Origin of the sequence: Robinsoniella peoriensis, from assembly GCF_000797495.1 — a bacterium.
GTDB lineage: Bacteria > Bacillota > Clostridia > Lachnospirales > Lachnospiraceae > Robinsoniella > Robinsoniella peoriensis.
In genome coordinates this window covers 440,579-460,653 of sequence record NZ_JTGN01000001.1, presented here as the reverse complement: position 1 = coordinate 460,653, position 20,075 = coordinate 440,579, and the positions used below count along the sequence as shown (strand labels likewise).

The window sequence follows — 20,075 nt, the reverse complement described above, 5'->3', positions numbered from 1 at the left end:
AACACAGCCTCCATCTGCACAGCTGGTTTTCTCATCATGGCGGGCTTTAGAATTTATCCTGAATTCAAACAAAGTATCATTGAGGTATTAGTAAACTTGGTTTATAATATAAGTATTAGCAGGAACATAAAAGGGTTTCAGGGTTTACAAAATAAAATTCAGGAGGAGAAAATCTATGGTTACTCAGATGTTACAGGATAACTTCAGAATGCGCAGGCTGGAGGAAGGGGAATGGCTGCCAGCGATTGTACCGGGAACGGTTTACACCGATTTGCTCTTAAACGGGGAGATGGAAAATCCATTCTGGAAAGACAACGAGGATCAGGCGCTAAAGCGAATGGAATTTGACTATGAGTACAGTACCATGTTCCGGGTGGATTCTGTGGTGTATGAAAAAGAAAGGGTATTACTCCGGTTTGACGGGCTGGATACGATTGCCGACATCTATGTAAATGGAGAACTTGCGGGGCAGGCTTATAATATGCACCGGATCTGGGAATTTGATGTAAAGAAGCTTTTAAACCCGGGGCAGGATAATGAGCTGCATGTAGTTCTGCACTCTCCCCTGCAGTATATCCGGGAAGCATTTGAAAAGTCTCCTACCCGGGGATCGGAAGATGCCATGGATGGATTTGTTCATATTCGAAAGGCACATTGTATGTTTGGCTGGGACTGGGGTGCACACCTTCCGGATGCGGGAATATTCAGACCGGTCAGGCTGATTGGAATAGACCATGCCCGCATTGACAGTGTTTATATTACCCAGATACACGAGAATGGAAAAGTACGGCTTCAGATCCGGGTGGAAGAAGATAAGTGCGACAGCGTTTCCACTACCTATGAAGTAAAGGTGACCGATCCCGATGGCAATTGCTGGGACTATGAGAATTCACCGGATGAAATCACTATTGAAGAGCCAAGGCTCTGGTGGCCAAACGGATACGGCGCCCAGGATTTATATGAGCTGGAAGTAATTCAGAAAACCGGGGGAACCGAGACGGATTCCTGGAAACGCCGTATCGGGCTTAGAACCATGACCATGCATATTGAAAAAGACCAATGGGGGTCCTGTTTTGCACACCAGGTAAACGGGATATCTATTTTTGCCATGGGTGCGGACTATATTCCGGAAGACCATCTTCTTGGGAGAGTGAACAGCAAAACTACAAGAAATCTTCTGGAACAGTGCAAATCGGCAAATTTTAATGCTATACGTGTCTGGGGCGGCGGATACTATCCCGAGGACTGGTTTTATGATATCTGTGATGAATTAGGGCTGGTGGTATGGCAGGACTTTATGTTTGCATGTGCCGTGTATGATCTGACTCCGGAGTTTGAAGCGAATATCCGTCAGGAATTTACAGATAATATAAAGCGTCTGCGGCATCATGCATCACTGGGACTGTGGTGCGGAAACAATGAGATGGAACTGTTTGTCAAAGAAGGCAATTGGGTGAGCAGACACTCAGAAGTAAGGGATTATTTTCTGATGTACGAACGCATCATACCGGAGCTTTTAAAAGAATATGACCCGAATACGTTCTATTGGCCGGCAAGTCCTTCCTCAGGCGGATCTTTTGATGAACCAAATGATCCAAACAGAGGCGATGTACATTTCTGGGAAGTATGGCACGGAAATAAGCCGTTTTCTGAATACCGCCGGCATTATTTCCGTTATGCTTCGGAATTTGGTTTTCAGTCATTTCCAAGTGTAAAGACGATAGAGACGATAACAGATGATCCAAGAGATATGAATATTTTTTCATATGTGATGGAAAAGCATCAGAGAAATTTTGGCGCAAACGGGAAAATTATGAATTATCTTCAGCAGACCTACCGCTATCCTTACAGTTTTGAGTCAGTAATCTATGCGTCCCAATTACTTCAGGCAGACGCGATACGTTATGGAGTTGAGCATTTCAGGAGAAACAGAGGGCGCTGTATGGGAGCGATTTACTGGCAGCTCAATGACTGCTGGCCCGTGGCTTCCTGGGCATCCATCGATTACTGCCAGAGGTGGAAAGCACTTCACTATTATGCAAAGCGATTTTTTAGTCCGTGTATGATATCCTGTGAGGAAGAAGGACTTCTAACACAGGATGCAGATATGAACCGCCAGCATTACCATATTGAAAAATCGATTCATTTGAATGTTGCAAACGAAACCAGGGAAGATGAGAACGTAACAGTAAAATGGCAGCTGAGAGATGCCGGTGCCATGGTATTAAGAGAAGAGAGCAGAGAAATTATGGTTCCGGCATTGACCAGTGTATGGCTGGATAAGGAAGATTTGCCGGACGTGGATATGTTTACAGAATATGTCAGCTATCAGTTGATGAAAAATGGAGAACTTATATCAGAAGGAACCGTAATCTTTTCACTTCCCAAATATTTTAAATACCAGGATCCGCAGCTTACGTGCCGGGTAGAAAATGGAGAGATCATTATTCAGTCGAAAACATACGCAAAAAATGTAGAGATTTTAAATCAGAAGGAGGACCTTATTTTATCCGATAATTATTTTGATATGAACGCAGGAGAGAAGCGGATAAAGATAATCAGTGGAAAGCCGGATAAACTGCGGCTCAGGAGTGTTTATGACATTGGATGATGAAAAAACAACACCCCCATAAGGAATTTGTCAAGGGCTAAAAGTTGACATAATTTTTTTCATATTTGAATATTTGAGAGCCATAATGTGAATCATTCTATTAAACAAATTAATAGGAGGATGAACGTTATGGCTCTTAATAAAGTAGAAATTTGTGGTGTGAATACATCAAAGCTTCCCCTTTTAAACAATGAAGAAAAAGATGCACTTTTTGCCCGGATTCAGGAGGGCGATGAAGAAGCAAGAGAACTATACATCAAAGGAAACTTAAGGTTGGTATTAAGTGTAATTAAACGTTTTTCAAGCAGCAATGAAAATGCGGATGATTTGTTTCAGATAGGCTGTATCGGTCTGATTAAGGCAATAGATAATTTTGACTCAACCTTAAATGTAAAATTTTCTACTTATGCGGTTCCGATGATTATTGGTGAGATCCGCAGATACTTAAGGGATAATAATTCAATAAGGGTAAGCAGGTCACTGAGGGACACGGCTTACAAGGCGATTTATGCAAAAGAAGGCTATATGAAGAAGCATTTAAAAGAGCCTACCATTAATGAGATCGCAGACGAGATTGGTATCGCAAAAGAAGACATTGTATTTGCTATGGATGCGATCCAGAGTCCGGTCAGCCTTTATGATCCGGTTTATACGGAAGGCGGAGACACCCTCTATGTAATGGACCAGATCAGTGATAAGAAGAATAAAGAAGAGAACTGGGTGGAATCCATCTCTTTAAATGAAGCAATTAAAAGATTGAACGAACGGGAACGCCATATTATTGAACTGCGTTTCTTCCAGGGGAAAACACAGATGGAAGTAGCAAATGAAATTAATATATCCCAGGCACAGGTTAGCCGACTGGAAAAAAATGCGTTAAAGAGCATGAAGAACTATTTAAGATAACGTAGTGGGGAATATCCTCATAATATCAGGCATGAAGGTGAGCACATGGAATCAATTTGGAGTAAAACAGCAGAAGTAACAGCTATGCCATCCCTTGCGGATAACCTGGAAACAGAGGTAGCTGTAATTGGTGGAGGTATGGCGGGAATTTTAATTGCATATTTTCTACAGCAGGAAGGCAAGAAAGTCATTGTATTTGAGGCGTCCAGAGTAGGCAGCGGACAGACGAAGAATACAACTGCAAAGATTTCATCCTCCCATAACCTGATCTACCATAAATTAATACGCGATTGTGGTATCGAAAAGGCGAGACAATATGCCCTTGCCAATCAGAAAGCTATCAAGGCTTATCAAAACCTGATTGACAAATACCAGATCCCCTGTCATTTTCAGGAGCTTCCTTCGTATCTTTATTCCGTAACCAGATCTGATAGCCTGGAAGCAGAAGTAAAGGCAGCTCAGAAATTAGGAATACACGCAGAATTCACCACTCAGACAGAACTGCCTTTCCCGGTTGCAGGAGCAGCCAAGTTTTATGGACAGGCGCAGTTTCATCCGTTGGAATTTCTGGATAAGATGATTAAGGAACTGACGATTTATGAAAATACAAAAGTAAAAAGTGTGGAAGGGCAGGAGATCGTTACCGACTCTTATGTAATTCATGCGGAACAGATTGTATTTGCCACTCATTATCCTTTTATCAATGTACCGGGATACTATTTTATGCGTATGCATCAGGAGCGAAGCTATGTACTGGCGCTTGAAAATGCTGTGCAGTTAGACGGCATGTATCTGGGTATTGATAAAGAAAACAGTTTTTCTTACCGCAATTACGAAGATCTGCTATTGATTGGCGACAGCGGGCACCGCACAGGAGAAAATAAAGTGGGAGGCTGTTATCAGAAATTGTGGGAAGAAGCATCCAAATACTGGCCTGGGAGCAGGGTATCAGCTTCCTGGTCGGCGCAGGACTGTATGACGCTGGATGGGATTCCTTATATCGGACAGTATTCCAGCCAGACTCCGGACTGGTATGTAGCGACAGGATTTGGGAAATGGGGAATGACTTCTTCTATGGTTTCCGCAATGCTGATTTCTGATTTGATCATGAAGCGGGAAAATCCTTTTATGGAAGTATTCTCACCCCAGCGATTCCATTTGTCGGCTTCCGCTAAAAATGTGGTAACGGATGGGTATAAAGCAGCGAAAGGAATTCTGTATGAGAATTTAAAAATCCCAAAAGAAAATATTGAGGAACTTCCGCTTTCCCATGGCGGTATCGTAGAATATGAAGGGAAGAAAGCCGGTGTTTATAAAAATGCAGAAGGGGAAGTCTTTATCGTTGATACCAGATGTCCTCATCTGGGCTGTCAACTGGAATGGAATCCCGATGAACTGTCCTGGGATTGTCCCTGCCATGGTTCCCGGTTTGATTATAAAGGAAATCTGATAGATAACCCGGCACAGGAAAATCTGAACACGGAATAAAACAAAAAGGGGGAAAAAGATGAAAAAAGTCCGGCAGTATCTGACCATACCCAGGAAAAGTTTCCATGGGGAGAAGAAGAAAAAAAGTTTTTTTGAAGGATGGTATCTGAAGCACCAATCAGGGAAAGAGTCCTTAAGTTTTATTCCGGCTTTTCACATTGATGAAGAAGGAAACCGTTCGGCATCCATACAGGTAATCACCAATGATGAATCTTTCTACACAGAGTTTCCGGTGGAGTATTTTTATGCCAGTCCTCTGAATTTTTATTGCCGGATCGGAAAAAATACCTTTTCCGAAAAAGGGATCATTCTGGATATTAAAACAAAAGATTTAAGGGTTATTGGAAAAATAAGATATGGAGAACTGAAAGCACCCCGGAAAGATATTATGGGGCCTTTCCGCTTTGCACCGTTTATGCAGTGCAATCATGGGGTGCTGAGTATGCATCATGAACTGACTGGTACGGTAGTAGTAAATGGGCACAGATATGATTTTGCCGGCGGTACCGGATATATAGAAAAAGATTGGGGCAGCAGCTTTCCAAGTGAATATCTCTGGACCCAATGCAGCTGGAATGGAGGTGCCGGCGGTGACCTGATGCTGTCACTGGCAAAAATACCTTTGCTAAAAGGAAGCTTTACCGGTTGTATCTGCTGCATCATGCAAGGCGGAAAGGAATACCGGCTGGCAACATACCGCGGAGTCCGGATACTGATCTTTAACGAAAAGGAGGCACTGATCCGACAGGGAAAATACTGGTTTCATGCGGAAGTCCTGAAACAGAATCCCTCTGATCTGAAAGCACCTGTAAACGGCAGTATGGGCAGGGCAGTGAAAGAGAGCCTCTCCTGTGAAATGCGTTACCGTTTTTGGAAACGGGACGAATTAATCTTTGATGTGATCAGTCCACAGGCAAGCCTGGAAATAATGAAGGAATAATCATCGTCACATATCTAACGGGCCACTGCCTGCGCATATTGCGCAGGCAGTGGCTCCTTTCCGTTTGTCATCACCCCCTCTTTGACGCATCCGAAAAACAAGCTTTACGTCAGTTCATGGGGCAGGTATAATTGGAACATAGAAAGACAGCAAGAACGAATAAACAGTCTGGATGGTGAGTACAAAATGAATATGATGAAAATAACACAATGTCTCTACAAAGACGGATATTTCCATACCCTCAGGGCGGAAACGGAATGTTACCGCTATATGGGGGCTACTGATGGGAGAATCAGTTATCTTGGCGATGAGAAGCCCTATGGATATGAGAAAGAAGTTTCTTTAAACGGCAGGCATGTCTATCCGGCCATGATAGATGCACATCTGCACCTGATGTATACCATGGTGCTGGGCGCAAATAGTTTTTCGGTCTGCAAAATTGAGGATGGCAGAATATATCCGGATAAGCTAGAAGACGCAGCAAAGCTCATAACGAAAGAATGCCGGGAGAGAACCGGGAGGGATATCATTACAGCAAATCAATATATTGCTTCAGCAATTCCGGAAAAAAGGCTTCCCAACCGCCATGAGCTGGATGAATGGGCCAATGGTAAAAAAATTGTAATTTACAATATAGACGGGCATAGCAGCAGTATGTCAACAGCATTGCTAAAAGAACTGAATATTTATAAAGAGAACCATACCGGAATACTGACAGGCAGGGATCATGAAATTATACAGGGCAAAGTGATGGAGCTGATTGGAAAATCAGTAACACCCGCAGTATGGGCTAAAGGAATCGCAAGCTTTACAAATCTCTGTATAAAATACGGAATTGGCATTGTCTGTGCTATGGATGGAAATGGAGATGTAAATAAAGACAAGCAAACCAGAAGGTTGGCAAAAATAGCATCTCATATGGAGATTGGTGTGCGCCTTTTTCCACAATTTATGGATTTGAAAAAGGCCCGTTATTACCGAAAGTTTCAGAGGACGCCCAGGGTAGGAGGATGCGGCGACTGGGAAATAGATGGTTCTGTGGGATCTGGCAGTGCAGCATTTTACAGTCCTTATAAAGATACGAACGAGCTGGTGGACTGCTATTTCACATCAGAAGTAATTGCGGATAAATTAAAAGAAGCGGATGCGGCAGGGTATCAAATCAGCAGCCATGCAATAGGAGAGAAGGCAATAGACGTTCTGTTAGACGGATATGACCGCTTTTGCCCGGCTAGAATGCATCGCATAGATCATTTTGAATTTCCGGATAAAGGAGCCGTAAAACGGGTTATGGAGAAGAACCTGGCATTGGCCGTGCAGCCGGGCTTTTCATGGATTGATAAAAATTATCTGAAAAGTTATGAGCAGTCTCTGCCGGAGCATATGATCAGTCAGCAGATTCCTTTGCGTACACTGATGGATCATCAGGTATGTATCTGCGGTTCCAGCGATGCTCCGGTACAAAGCATCAATCCTTTTAACCAGATGCTTGGAATGATCGATTTTTATATACCGGAACAATCACTGACCATGTATCAGGCGCTCTGTACCTATACCAGGAATCCGGCGAAGATGCTGGGTGAGGAAAAGGAGCTGGGTACACTTGAAGTGGGAAAGCGGGCAAACTTTATGGTATCCGATAAAGATCTGTTAAAGATGGATAAAACCAATATAGCACAGGCTGAAATACAGTGCCTCTATCTGGATGGAATAAAGTGTAAAGAAAAAAAGGGAACGATTGGGGAGCTCATCCGGATGATGACAGGAAGAAAACGCAAAATTTAAAAATAAAATTCTATATAAATAGGAAGAAATATCGGATAAAAGTAAGAGATTTGCATTCATTTAAATTTCCAGGAAATAATGAATATATGAGGAAAAACAGAAAGGTTTGACAAGTTAGCATTTTACCACTTTATCTTAATACAATCTTAATGGTAAATCGAGAATTTAAATGCATTTTTAATATAGAAAACAGATAAATTATCACCGCCTTAACGAATAGTTTATTATAATTAGAACTTGCAGCAGGATGATTTTCAGTTAAAATTTTTAAAGTGCGTATGAAGGAAAGGACATAAATAAAATGCTGAAGCTATTGTATAAAAAATTAACTCAAACCCAGATGATTGCAGTTGGGTTTCTTACAATCATATTGGCGGGTGCGCTGCTTTTGACTCTGCCGATTTCAAGTAAGGATGGACAGATGACCAATTTCCTGGATGCTTTTTTTACAGCAACTTCAGCCTCTTGTGTTACCGGCCTGGTGGTTAGCAATACCGTGGAGAAATGGTCACTGTTTGGACAGCTGGTTATCCTTGGAATGATTCAGATCGGCGGACTGGGATTTATGACCATCGGCGTATTTTTTTCAATTATATTAAGAAGAAAAATAGGACTCCGAACCAGAGGTATCTTACAGGAAAGTGTAAACACCATGCAGATTGGCGGTATTGTCCGCCTGGCAAAGAAAATCATAATCGGCACTGTCTTTTTCGAAGGACTTGGTGCTATATTATTAAGTATCCGGTTTATACCTGAATTCGGAGTGCTGCGGGGCAGCTTTTATGGAATCTTTCATTCAATTTCCGCATTTTGCAATGCTGGATTTGATCTGATGGGGAAAGAGATTCCCTATGCTTCCTTTACCGGATATTATGATGACTGGATTATAAACCTGACCATAATGACGTTAATTGTAGTAGGAGGTATCGGATTTCTGGTTTGGGATGATATCTGGACCCATAAATGGAAATTCCGCCAGTATAAACTGCATACGAAAATCGTAATTTCAGCAACCCTGGTATTGATTTTCGGAGGGGCGGTATTATTTTACTTATTTGAAAACAGCCACATCATCAGTGATATGTCCCCAAGCGGTAAAATTTTAAGTTCGCTGTTCAGCTCTGTTACCGCAAGAACTGCCGGATTTAATACCGTGGACACAGCGGCGCTTCAGGACAGCAGTAAGCTGCTGACCATAGTACTGATGTTCATAGGCGGCAGCCCGGGGTCTACAGCAGGCGGTATTAAGACAACAACGCTGGTAGTCATGATCTTCTATTTAAGAGAAAATATTACACAGAACCGCTGCTGTAATATATATGGCAGGAGATTGAGCGATGACGTAATTAAAAAAGCAAGTGCGGTTTTGTGCACTAATCTCTTCCTGTCTGTGGGAGCCGTGATACTGATCACTGCTATACAGCCAATACCAATGACAGACGTTTTACTGGAGGTATTCTCAGCAATTGGTACCGTAGGTATGTCTACCGGAATTACACGGGATCTGAATGCTATTTCTAAAATAATCATTATCTTTCTTATGTACTGCGGACGAATCGGAAGTTTATCGTTTGCATTATCATTGAGAGGGAATAAAAAAACGACACCGGTAGTACAGCCGGTTGAGCAAATTACGATAGGATAAGAAGGAGATAAACATGAAGACGATATTAATTATAGGGATGGGGCGGTTTGGCCACCATTTATGCATCAATTTATCGAAAATGAATAATGAGGTTATGATTATCGATAAAGATGAAGAGAAGGTTTCTGACCTTTTACCCTATGCAACTACAGCAAAGGTGGGAGATTGTACAAATGAGGAGGTCTTAAGAAGCCTTGGAATCAGTAATTTTGACCTTTGTTTCGTCTGTATCGGATCGAATTTCCAGAGCAGTCTTGAAATTACCAGCCTGGTAAAAGAAATGGGCGGTAAATATGTTGTAAGTAAAGCAAACAGAGATATTCATGCTAAATTCCTTCTTCGGAACGGAGCGGATGAGGTAGTTTATCCGGATCGGGATATTGCAGAAAAGATAGCGGTACGCCATAGTGCCAATCATGTATTCGACTATGTAGAATTGACAGAAGGATATTCTATTTTAGAGATCCCTCCCCTGCCATCCTGGGTAGGAAAGAGTATTAAACAGGTAGATGTAAGGGCTAAATACCATGTAAGTATATTAGGGATAAAGGTAGAGAGGGATGTGAAATTACTTCCTCATGCAGATTATGTACTGACCGGAAATGAACATCTTATGATTATCGGTCAGCGAAATGACATCGACAAGATATTGGCAAATATTAAATAACATGTTAGAATAGGATGCAAGAAGGAATTAAACGATTAAAGAGGTTTGGAAATGGATAAAAAAATATATCTTCAGCATATGAAATATATTGGCAGAGTCGTGGCCATTGTAGCGGGTACGACTCTTTTTTCCGTTCTGTTAAACAGTGCCGGAATTGCAAAAGAAAATACGCTGATGATCTATATGATCGGGGTACTTTTGACAACGGCATATACCAATGGTTATCAGTATGGAGTGGCGGTATCCTTTATCAGCGTTATGTCATTTAACTTCTTTTTTACGGCACCGCTGCATACCTTCCGGATTGCAGATATTAATGATATTGTCCTGATTATCATATTTCTGATTGCATCCCTTATTTCTTATAATCTGACAGTTAAATTCCAAAAGCAGCTGTTGATCGCACAGAAAAATGAACAGGCGGCCAGACTTTTGCATGAGATGTCGAAAAGTTTTATTAATGTGACGGGAAAGGAAAATATCGTCCGCCTTGGAATCCGCTATATTTTTGAGCATACCAAATTCGAAAGTGAAGTGGAGCTGATCGGAGACAAGAGTACCGAAATGCGGGACAAAAACCACAGGCTGGGTGACTATATGATGGTGCCGATCATTGGATTAGAAAAACAGTTAGGTGTTTTGAAAGTATATAACCGGAACGAGGGTCTTTCCATAGAGCAGGAGCTTTTGATCAAGACCGCTGCGAATCAGATCGGGATTGCACTGGACCGGGAACTGGTGTACCAGCAGCAGGAGCAGATCAAGGTGGAAATGGAACGGGAACATATGAAAAGCAGGATGCTGCGCAGTATTTCCCATGATTTTCGAACACCGCTTACGGGAATTATCGGCGACTGCGGACTAATTCTGGATTCCGAAAAATTGGAAAAAGACAATATCCAGTTATTAGCAACGGATATTAATGAACAGGCACTCTGGCTGATGAAGATGATGGAAAATATTTTGAATATGACTAAGATAGAAAGCGGAAGCCTTCATATTAATAAACAGCCGGAAGTAATTGATGATATTATCTACGAGGCGGCAAGCCATATCAGAGATCTTCATCAGAAGCGGAAATTTACCGTCTCCCTTCCCGATGAAGTGATTGTGGCGAAGATGGATGGGAAGATGATGGTTCAGGTGATGATCAATCTTCTGGACAATGCCATGAAGCATACAAAAGAGGGCGGGCGAATATCGGTACTTGCCAGCTTCCGGAACAAAAAGGTCTTCATACAGGTTGAAGATGATGGCGAAGGGATCGCAGATGCAATGATGGGAAAGCTGTTTGATGAATTTGTTACTTCCGCAAGCGGGGATTCCAAGCAAAAGCAGGGCATAGGCCTTGGGCTGGCGATCTGTAAGGCAGTTGTCACAGAACACGGCGGTGAGATATGGGCAGAGAATAAACCGGGCGGAGGCGCCAGATTGACATTTTGGCTGAATGCGGAAAGAGTGAATGCAGATGGAAGATAAGAAAAATATATTGATTGTGGAAGATGATAAATACATTATTAACTTTATCTCAATGAGCCTGAAGAAAGAAGGTTACCGATTTTGTGTGGCAAAAGAAGTGCAGGATGCCGTAAGCCTGTTCTATGCAAATCGTCCGGATATGATCATCCTGGATCTGGGGCTTCCGGATGGAGACGGTATGGAGGTTATAGAGAAAGTCAGGGAAGTATCGGAAGTACCGATTATTGTGGTTTCCGCACGTCAGGAAGAACAGGAAAAGATCAGGGCATTGGATGCCGGAGCAGACGACTATGTGACAAAGCCCTTTTATATGGGAGAATTGATGGCAAGAGTCAGAGCTGCACTTCGTAAACGCACCGGAGGTGTGGAAAAGATTCCGGAAGAGATCTTCCAGTGTGATTATCTCACGGTGGATAACGAAGCACATAAGGTTCTGATCGACGAAAAAGAAATCCATCTGACTCCGATCGAGTTTAAGATACTGAATTTATTAATAGAAAACAGAGGCAAGGTCCTTACTCATAATTATATTCTTCATCAGATCTGGGGTTATACAGAGGGCATAGAACCCGGGAACCTCAGAGTATTCATGGCAACGCTCAGAAGAAAAATCGAAAAGGATCCTGCCGATCCCAGATTTATTCTGACAGAAGTGGGAGTAGGTTATCGTTTTACTTCGTAAAACGGCCCTATTCGCACTTCTTTCTTATTTTTTCTTCATCAACCTCTACCAGGATGATGTCAGTGCCGATTTGTGTAACACATTCCCAGGGGATGATAAATTCGGTATCGCGGCCCAGAAATGAGCAGATTTTTCCGGGTCCCGGTACAATTAAGAAGAGGATTCGGCCGGTACGGGGGTCAATATCCACATCGCTGACGCATCCAATACAGCCGCAGGTACATACATTAATAACTTCCTTTTGTTTTAAATCACAAATACGCATAAAAGCTCCCCGGTCAGAGGCTATTTTAAAATTATGCACCAATCAGAAGGTACTTCCTGGTACAAGCATCTTTCAAACATACTCTGGATATTTTTACATTATATTGCACCACCCCGGCGATTATTCATATTTTTACATAAAATTGATTGACAGGGATTAAGGGATTGGATATACTCAAAACAGAAAATGCAATCTACATAATATTGGCAGGGGAGATATGCTCAAGAGGGGCAGATAAGGAGGTAATAATATGAAGTGTCCATTTTGCAACCAGGATAATACAAGAGTAGTGGACTCCAGACCGGCAGATGATAATAATTCCATCAGACGGCGCAGGCTGTGTGATGAATGCGGGAAGCGTTTTACTACATATGAAAAAGTTGAGACCATTCCGTTAATTGTAATCAAAAAAGATCAGAACAGAGAACAGTATGACCGGTCTAAAATAGAAGCAGGAGTACTTCGGGCATGTTATAAAAGACCAATACCGGTTCTTAAAATAAATGAAATGATAGATGCAGCAGAAACAGAAGTTTTCAATCGGGAAGACAGAGAGATCGAAAGTACCATAATCGGCGAGATTGTCATGGACAAGTTAAAAGAACTGGATCCCGTTGCGTATGTCAGATTTGCATCGGTATATCGGGAATTTAAGGATGTAAATACATTTATGGATGAATTAAAGAAAATTTTAAAATAAGAATCAAAAGAATCCGAAAGGATGTAATCGCCGGACGGCGGTACATCTTTTCGGATTCTTTTTAGATCAGTTTATATCTTTTTCCAATTCACTCAAAAAATGTCTGAGTGAAAAATCTTCTTCTTCCTTTTCTCTCCCAGTGATTTTATAAATGCCAGTATAGACTGATATTTGTAGATTAGCTGGAAGCAGATCAGGTTCAGAACCAGTGCAGCTATAACATCGATGATTGTGTGCTGTTTCAGGAAAACGGTTGCCATTACAATGGAGACTGTCAGCAAAAATACGCAGGTCTGTAAAATTCTGTGTTTTTTCAGTGCGCTGTTGCTGCGGATTGCGATGCAGCAGGCCACGGAATTAAAGACATGGATGCTGGGGAAAATATTGGTAGGTGTATCAATTGTATAAAGATATCTGACCATGTCGACAAAAATATTATCCCGTTCAAAGCTTCTTGGGCGCAGCGTATGTCCGTTGGGCCATAACAGAGAGATTACTAAAAACAGTGTCATCCCAATTGCAAGTGTGGCAATGAGGTGATAGTAATCTTTTATGTTTTTTTGAAACAGGGCAAAATAAATTACAGTTGCGGCTATGTACAAAAACCACAGAAAATAAGGAATTACAAAGATTTCTGAAAATGGGATCAGGTCGTCTAAACGGGATTGGATAATTTCCCTGTGATCAACAACGTGATTTTCCAGAAAGGAAAACGACAGCATATAAAAAATGCCGTACACTGGAATAATCCAGAGATGTTTACTGTTCTTTTTTGTATTCACGTAAAAGGTTCCTCCCATTGAATAAAGTTTTTCATAAGCACCGTAGAATCAAAAAAATTATACCATAATGAGCAGTTTTGAACAATGTAGTTCACGTTAAGTTCACAAAGTTCAGAAAATCTTAAGAGGAAGGTGATGGAAAGTTGAGGAAAAACAACCAAATTATAACGGGCAGTAATTCCTTAAAAATGTCAAAAACAAAAACAAATTGTCGTTTAGACAGTTGCGCGTCATATACCTAAAGTGTTATACTCTTCATAGATTAAATAAAGTGCAGGTGATTCCTTTGAAAAGAAGAATTGAACAATTACTAAATGGTATTTTTGAATATAAAGCTCCCACGATGAACATTTCTGTTGATGAAATCAGGGTATTGGTCAAAAAGGGAGAGTCATACAGGGGCAGTTTTGAGATCGGCAATCCGGAAGAAAAGAAGATGAAGGGATTCATCTATTCTTCCAGCGCAAGAGTTGCCTATGAGCCATCTGATTTTTTTGGAAACAATGAAAAAATTGTATATGAGATCGATACGACAGGAATGGAAGAAGGCGAGGTATTAGAAGGCGCCTTTACGATTTGCTCCAATCTGGGAGAGTATCGTATTCCATTTCGTTTAGAGATAGAGTATTCTAAGGAGCAGGAACTGGCAGTGGCATATAAGAGTCTGGATGAATTTACGGCTTTGGCAAAAGAAGATTTCCAGAAAGCATATGTGCTTTTTATATCATCCGAGTTTTATCATATGCTGCCCAAATGGACGCCCTCCTTTGCATCGCTCTATGAAGGCATCCGTGGACAGAATTTCAGCTATCGCAGTCTGGAAGAGTTTCTGGTTGGCTGTGGAAAGAAAAAACCGGTAAAACTGCATATGTCTGAGTTGTCCAGAAGTTTTCCTGTTATGACCCAGTCTACGAAAGAAGTGTTGACACTTACCAAGGACAGCTGGGGATTTTTGCGTTTGGATATACAGGCAGATGCAGATTTTATAACAATTGATCATGAAACGGTTACCACGGATGAGTTCGTGGGAAGTACGTATTCACTGGAATATGTGATCGATTTGGAAAAACTCCATGGCGGGAAAAATTTTGGAAGGATTACCCTCTCTTCCGGATACGAAACACTTGTTTTTGAAATCGAGGCATTTAAGGCGGTAAAAGGTTCCGGGGAAAGGAAGGGATATAAGCAGCATCGGGCGGTTGCCAGGATGATGTCCGCTTATATGGACTTTCGGCTAAAGCGGAAAAAGCTGGGGGAATGGCTGGATGTATCCGAGAGGGCGCTGGGGGATTACCGCAACGCGGGAGGAAACCATGTATTTTTCGAACTTTATCAGGTGCAGCTTCTTTTCGCAAGAGAGCGGATGGTAGATGCATGTATGGCATTGGAAGAGATCGAGAATCATAAAGACAGGATAGACAGGCCGGAACTGGAGGGCTATTACCTTTATCTCACTACATTTTATAACCGGGATACGAAATATATTGATTATATAGAAGAGAAAGTGTATGAACTATATCTGCAGAATAAGGAAAACTGGATGCTTCAGTGGATTCTTCTTTATCTGCAGGAACCTTCTGTCTGTGGTCCTCTGGATCGGATGTCAGCGGTGCGGGATCAGTATATCTGCGGATGTACAAGTCCGGTTATGTATGTGGAAGGTGTACAGATTCTTCAGAAGGAACCCCTGATATTAAAGCGTCTGGATGACTTTGAAATCCAGCTTCTTCGTTTTGTGTGCAAGGAAGAAGTTATGAACCGGGAAATCGCTGAGCAGGCGGCAGAACTAACCCTGCGTCACCGGGAATTTAACGAAGGACTTTTCGCAGTGCTGACTTACTGCTATGAGAAGTATCCGGTTAAGAGCATCATAACGGCGGTTTGCAGTCTCTTAATCAAGGGGCATAAAACAGAAAAGAAGTATTTCAAATGGTACGCAAAAGGGGTGGAATATGAACTGCGCCTGACAGGACTATACGAATATTATATTGAAACGATGGAGGATGATACGGATAGAATCCTGCCTCAGATGGTGCGGATGTATTTTGCCTATAATAATACTTTGAGCTACAATAAAAAGGCTTTTGTGTATGCCAATGTAATCAGAAATCACAGTAAAGATCCGGAGACCTACAAGAGTTACCGCCCTGCTATGGAGCGGTTTATGGTTGACCAGCTGGCACTGGGCAGAATCAGCAGGGATCTTGCGTTGATTTACGATACCTTTCTGACAAAAGCGATTATGAATAAACGGATGGCGGATGGTCTTGCCAGAGCAATTTTTACTTATGAATTAAAGTGTGATATTGCCCGCATGAAGTCAGTAATTGTAATTCACAGCCAGTTAAAGAATGAGATACGATCTGTTATTCAGGATGGAAAAGCTTATGTTCAACTGTATACCGGGGATTACCGGATCTTGTTTGAAGACGAAGAGGGTAACCGGTATGCTTCAGAGATTCCATATACATTGACAAAATTGATGGATCGACCGGCTTTTCGGGAATATTGCAGAGAACTTTGTCCGGATAATGCGGGCCTTGTACTAAACAGCTGTTATCTGGATTCCAAAGAAATTCTCATAACAGCAGAAAATGCGGACAGCTATGGAAGGCTGTTGGAAATTGAAGAGATCAGGGAGACTTATAAAGAACAGCTCAGGTGTAAGATTCTGGAGTATTATTATGAGAATCCTGCCGCTGAGCAGCGCTATGAGTATCTTCACAGGATTGATTACCATGAGTTTGTGAAAACTGACAAAAAGAAATTAATTGAGCTTCTGACAGAGGAAGGCATGTGCCAGGAGGCATTCGGACTTGTGAGTATCTATGGCCCGGAAAATATAGATCTGATTCAGCTGGTCCGCCTGTGCAGCAGAACGATTCTGGAAAAGGAATATGGGACGGATGACATGCTGCTGTTCCTGTGCGCTTATTGTTTTGCCAGCCAAAAATACGATGAGACAATCTTAGCCTACCTTCTGATGTATTATGATGGTCCGATTGAGATTATGAAAAACATCTGGAAAGCAGGCAGGGAATTTGGGCTGGATGGATTTGAAATGGAAGAGAAGATCCTGATATTTGTACTGTTTATGAGAGTAGGGTCGGAAGATACGGAAGAGATTTTCGATTCATACCGCAAAAAGATGGGGAAAAAGCAAATCTGCCTGGCATACGTTATCCTGAGTGCTTATAACTATTTTGTAAAAGAAAAGCAGGTTGCCCAGCCGGTATTCGACTATATTGAGCGTCTGGCTGTGAAGCAGCAGGTTCCGGAACGCATATGTGAATTGGCGCTCTTAAGAAACTATGCGGAAAAGCCGGATCTGACGGATGGGCAGGAAACTGTAATTAACCGTATGATGGAAGATATCTCCTATGAGGGACTCCGTTTTGCATTTTTTGAGGAACTGCCGGATGCCTTCACAAGGCCATACCAGCTATCTGATAAAACCTATGTGGAATATCGCGCCAATCCAAAGTCCAGAGTTGTGCTCCATTACCGTTTGGGCGGGGAAGAAAATGGATTTAAAACAGAACCGATGAAGAATATGTACGAAGGTATCTTTGTGAAAGAATTTACGCTGTTTTATGGAGATGAACTGACCTGGCATCTGGTGGAGGAATTGGATAACCAGACGATTACAACAGAAGATCAGACCATTTATTATACCAAAAAGTCAAAACCGGAAGGAAACAGCCAGTATGATTTGATTAACCATATGATGGAAGCGATACAAACTGGTAATAAACAGGCGGTAGAAGACAATAAGCAGACTTATATAGAGCAGAATTATTTTATCGGCCGTTTATTCGGCGGTTACACAAATTAGATGGAGGCACCTATGATTAACGAAATAAATGAGGTCATTGTCGGATTTGATCTAGGCAGAAATTTTTCGCTGATTACATTTTATAACCACAAAATTTCAGATCCGATTACGATCAGCACGGAGGAGGGACAGGAAAAATACCTGATTCCCACCCCCAGGGACATCTTCCCTCTGGTGGAGGGGAAAAAGGAGCTGGGAGATGTCCTTTTAAGTAATTTTTTTAAGGAGTGCTTTGACATGCTGGGAACAGAGGAACCGGCAAAAGATATCAGCATTATGGTTACAATGGAAAAAATGGAAGAACCCTGGGTGAGTGCAATTCCATCTTCCCTTGCCATGCTGGGGATAGAGAGAAGCCATGTGTTTCTCCAGGATTACCGGGAAAGTTTTTTCTACTTTACCCTGAACCAGAAAAAAGAACTCTGGAATTATAAAGTTGCGTTGTTTGAATACGAAGATTCTAAAATTACTGCATTTGAACTGGATATAGATTATAAGACCAGGCCGGCACTGGTACGGGTTACTAAAATGGCGCAGCTTTCCCTTGACAAAAAAGTCAGAAGAGGAAAAAAAGATACGGATTGGGATTTGGAAAGAGATCGTCTTTTTCTTGGTCTGATACAGAAGATATTTGCAAATAAGATTTTCTCGTCCACCTATCTCATTGGTGATAATTTTGATAAAACCTGGGCGGTACGTTCCCTTCAATATCTCTGTAATAACAGAAGACATGCTTTTCAGGGCAGGAATCTCTATACAAAAGGAGCCTGCTATGGAGCCATGCAGAGAAAAGGGATTGGCAATATCGGAGACTTTTTGTATGTCGGTGAAGATATGGTGGAAGTCAATGTGGGAATGCAGATGCTGATCCGGGGAAAAGATAATTACTATCTCTGCCTTAATGCAGGTATGGACTGGTATGAGGCATATCATACTTACGAACTGATTCTGGATGACACGGATGAATTAATCCTTTACTTCAAACCCATCGATTCCAGTCCCGCCAGAACTCACAGCATTTTGCTGGAAGGGCTTCCGGTACGGCCGAATAAGACAACCAGACTTGAAGTTAACATATCTTTTCAGTCAGTTCATAAGTGTAAAGTCTTTATACGGGATCTTGGATTTGGAGGACTGTTCCCTTCCTCAGGGAAGACCTGGGAAGAGATTATAGATGTATAGAAAGGAGATAAAGCATTGAGCGGATACGTATTATGCCAGATAAAAAAGGCGAAAAATCCATATTATATCGAGAGTATCAGTACGAATATTTATTCTATCGAAGAACTGTGCTATTATCTTCAGCAAAATATTTATCTTATTGATAATACGATTATCAACGAAAAACTGTGTGACTGGATAAGGGATGAACTGGGGCTTGATAAGCTTTACCGGAAGCTCTACCAGCAGTTAGATAAAGACGAGAGTATCGGAAACTTTATTCTTCCTATTTTCAAGGAAATTGGATATCTTTCCCATCAGGAGTTTCAGCAGATACAGGAGGAAATTTCAAAAATTGAAATCCAGCCCGACGATTTAAGAAGAAAGATGAAAGCCGATTACCTTGTGGAATATGGGATGTATATCAATGGGATACAAGAATATTATCAGATACTGAAAGACCGCAATCCGGGAAATCTTGGAATTCAGTTCTACGCTTCCATACTCTGCAATATGGCAGGCGCATATGCAAAACTCTTTTTATTTGAAGAAGCAGCAAACTGCCTGTGGCAGTCCTACGGCATTGTGAAATCAAAAGATACGTTCCAGAAGTATCTTTCCCTTCTGCCGCTTTATCTGTCTCAGGAAGCATACGAAAAACGTCTTGAAGAAGTCAAGGCGGATAAGATCATGGTAGCGGAGCTTCAAAAGAGGAATGCGCAGATTTGTAAAGAAGCAGAAGACAGTGATCTGGCAAGGAGCCTGAAAGGGATGGAGCCGGAGGAAATTGTGGAGAAATTAAAAGCGCAGTATCATAAAAGTACTTGTTCTTAGTACTACAGCGAACAATTTCTTGAATTTGGGTTTAGCTGATTAAGGGACGCTTTGTAGATGGAGATGGTGCAACAGAAAGATGGGTGTGGAAAACTTGTATGGACTCCGTTAGCTGGCCGCAGAACTGGTATTTTCTAACCTTTCCGAAGCGCTTTTTGGCGGCACGCGGGCATTCACCGAGAAATCCTGATGCATTTCTCGGTTCAGTGCCCGCTTAGTATCCGATGGGAGCCAGTCGAATACTATCCGCCAAAAAACACTTCGAAAAGGTAAGTAAATACTCAGCTCTGCTCTA

General features: G+C 41.8%; 15 protein-coding genes. 13 read left to right on the top strand and 2 right to left on the bottom strand.

Annotated elements, in window-relative coordinates:
- Window positions 1-175: 175 nt before the first annotated feature.
- The 9 genes from QR40_RS01960 (at window position 176) to QR40_RS01920 (ending at window position 12,203) form a co-directional block, all read left to right on the top strand.
- A complete protein-coding gene (locus tag QR40_RS01960) occupies window positions 176-2,611 on the top strand; it encodes a beta-mannosidase (RefSeq protein ID WP_044293095.1) in 2,436 nt (811 codons plus the stop codon).
- 129 nt (window positions 2,612-2,740) lie between these two features.
- Window positions 2,741-3,517, top strand: a complete 777-nt coding sequence (gene sigG, locus QR40_RS01955) for an RNA polymerase sporulation sigma factor SigG (RefSeq protein WP_027293547.1) — start codon at window positions 2,741-2,743, stop codon at window positions 3,515-3,517.
- Window positions 3,518-3,562: 45 nt separating this feature from the next.
- A complete protein-coding gene (locus QR40_RS01950; RefSeq protein WP_027293548.1) occupies window positions 3,563-5,005 on the top strand; it encodes an FAD-dependent oxidoreductase in 1,443 nt (480 codons plus the stop codon).
- A 19-nt stretch (window positions 5,006-5,024) separates the two neighbouring features.
- A complete protein-coding gene (locus QR40_RS01945; RefSeq protein ID WP_044293093.1) occupies window positions 5,025-5,945 on the top strand; it encodes a tocopherol cyclase family protein in 921 nt (306 codons plus the stop codon).
- A gap of 186 nt (window positions 5,946-6,131) precedes the next feature.
- On the top strand, window positions 6,132-7,730 hold the full coding sequence (locus QR40_RS01940; protein ID WP_044293090.1) for an amidohydrolase: 1,599 nt from the start codon (window positions 6,132-6,134) through the stop codon (window positions 7,728-7,730).
- Window positions 7,731-8,034: 304 nt separating this feature from the next.
- Entirely contained in the window at window positions 8,035-9,375 is a 1,341-nt protein-coding gene (locus QR40_RS01935) for a TrkH family potassium uptake protein (RefSeq protein ID WP_027293551.1), read from the top strand.
- Between the two features lie 13 nt (window positions 9,376-9,388).
- On the top strand, window positions 9,389-10,042 hold the full coding sequence (locus QR40_RS01930) for a potassium channel family protein (RefSeq protein WP_027293552.1): 654 nt from the start codon (window positions 9,389-9,391) through the stop codon (window positions 10,040-10,042).
- A gap of 51 nt (window positions 10,043-10,093) precedes the next feature.
- A complete protein-coding gene (locus QR40_RS01925) occupies window positions 10,094-11,521 on the top strand; it encodes an ATP-binding protein (protein WP_044289292.1) in 1,428 nt (475 codons plus the stop codon).
- The gene (locus QR40_RS01920; protein WP_027293554.1) at window positions 11,511-12,203 is read left to right on the top strand and encodes a response regulator; all 693 of its coding nucleotides are present in this window, start codon (window positions 11,511-11,513) and stop codon (window positions 12,201-12,203) included. The genes QR40_RS01925 and QR40_RS01920 overlap by 11 nt, the downstream gene beginning before the upstream one ends.
- 7 nt (window positions 12,204-12,210) lie before the next feature.
- Here the strand turns inward: QR40_RS01920 and QR40_RS01915 are convergent, their stop codons facing one another.
- Window positions 12,211-12,468, bottom strand: a complete 258-nt coding sequence (locus QR40_RS01915; RefSeq protein ID WP_027293555.1) for a YlmC/YmxH family sporulation protein — start codon at window positions 12,466-12,468, stop codon at window positions 12,211-12,213.
- A 250-nt stretch (window positions 12,469-12,718) separates the two neighbouring features.
- Between QR40_RS01915 and nrdR the strand changes: the two genes are divergently transcribed.
- A complete protein-coding gene (nrdR, locus tag QR40_RS01910) occupies window positions 12,719-13,168 on the top strand; it encodes a transcriptional regulator NrdR (RefSeq protein WP_027293556.1) in 450 nt (149 codons plus the stop codon).
- A 92-nt stretch (window positions 13,169-13,260) separates the two neighbouring features.
- On the opposite strand, the gene QR40_RS01905 is transcribed toward nrdR, so the two are convergent.
- On the bottom strand, window positions 13,261-13,950 hold the full coding sequence (locus QR40_RS01905) for a phosphatase PAP2 family protein (RefSeq protein ID WP_044293089.1): 690 nt from the start codon (window positions 13,948-13,950) through the stop codon (window positions 13,261-13,263).
- A gap of 286 nt (window positions 13,951-14,236) precedes the next feature.
- On the opposite strand from QR40_RS01905, the gene QR40_RS01900 reads away from it, so the two are divergent.
- From QR40_RS01900 to QR40_RS01890, 3 genes are read left to right on the top strand one after another with little or no spacing between them, the layout of a single operon-like run.
- A complete protein-coding gene (locus QR40_RS01900) occupies window positions 14,237-17,785 on the top strand; it encodes a DUF5717 family protein (protein ID WP_044293088.1) in 3,549 nt (1,182 codons plus the stop codon).
- Window positions 17,786-17,797: 12 nt separating this feature from the next.
- Window positions 17,798-18,967, top strand: coding sequence for a DUF5716 family protein (locus QR40_RS01895; RefSeq protein WP_027293558.1), 1,170 nt, complete (start codon window positions 17,798-17,800; stop codon window positions 18,965-18,967).
- Between the two features lie 15 nt (window positions 18,968-18,982).
- A complete protein-coding gene (locus QR40_RS01890; protein ID WP_027293559.1) occupies window positions 18,983-19,780 on the top strand; it encodes a hypothetical protein in 798 nt (265 codons plus the stop codon).
- The last annotated feature ends 295 nt before the right edge of the window (window positions 19,781-20,075 follow it).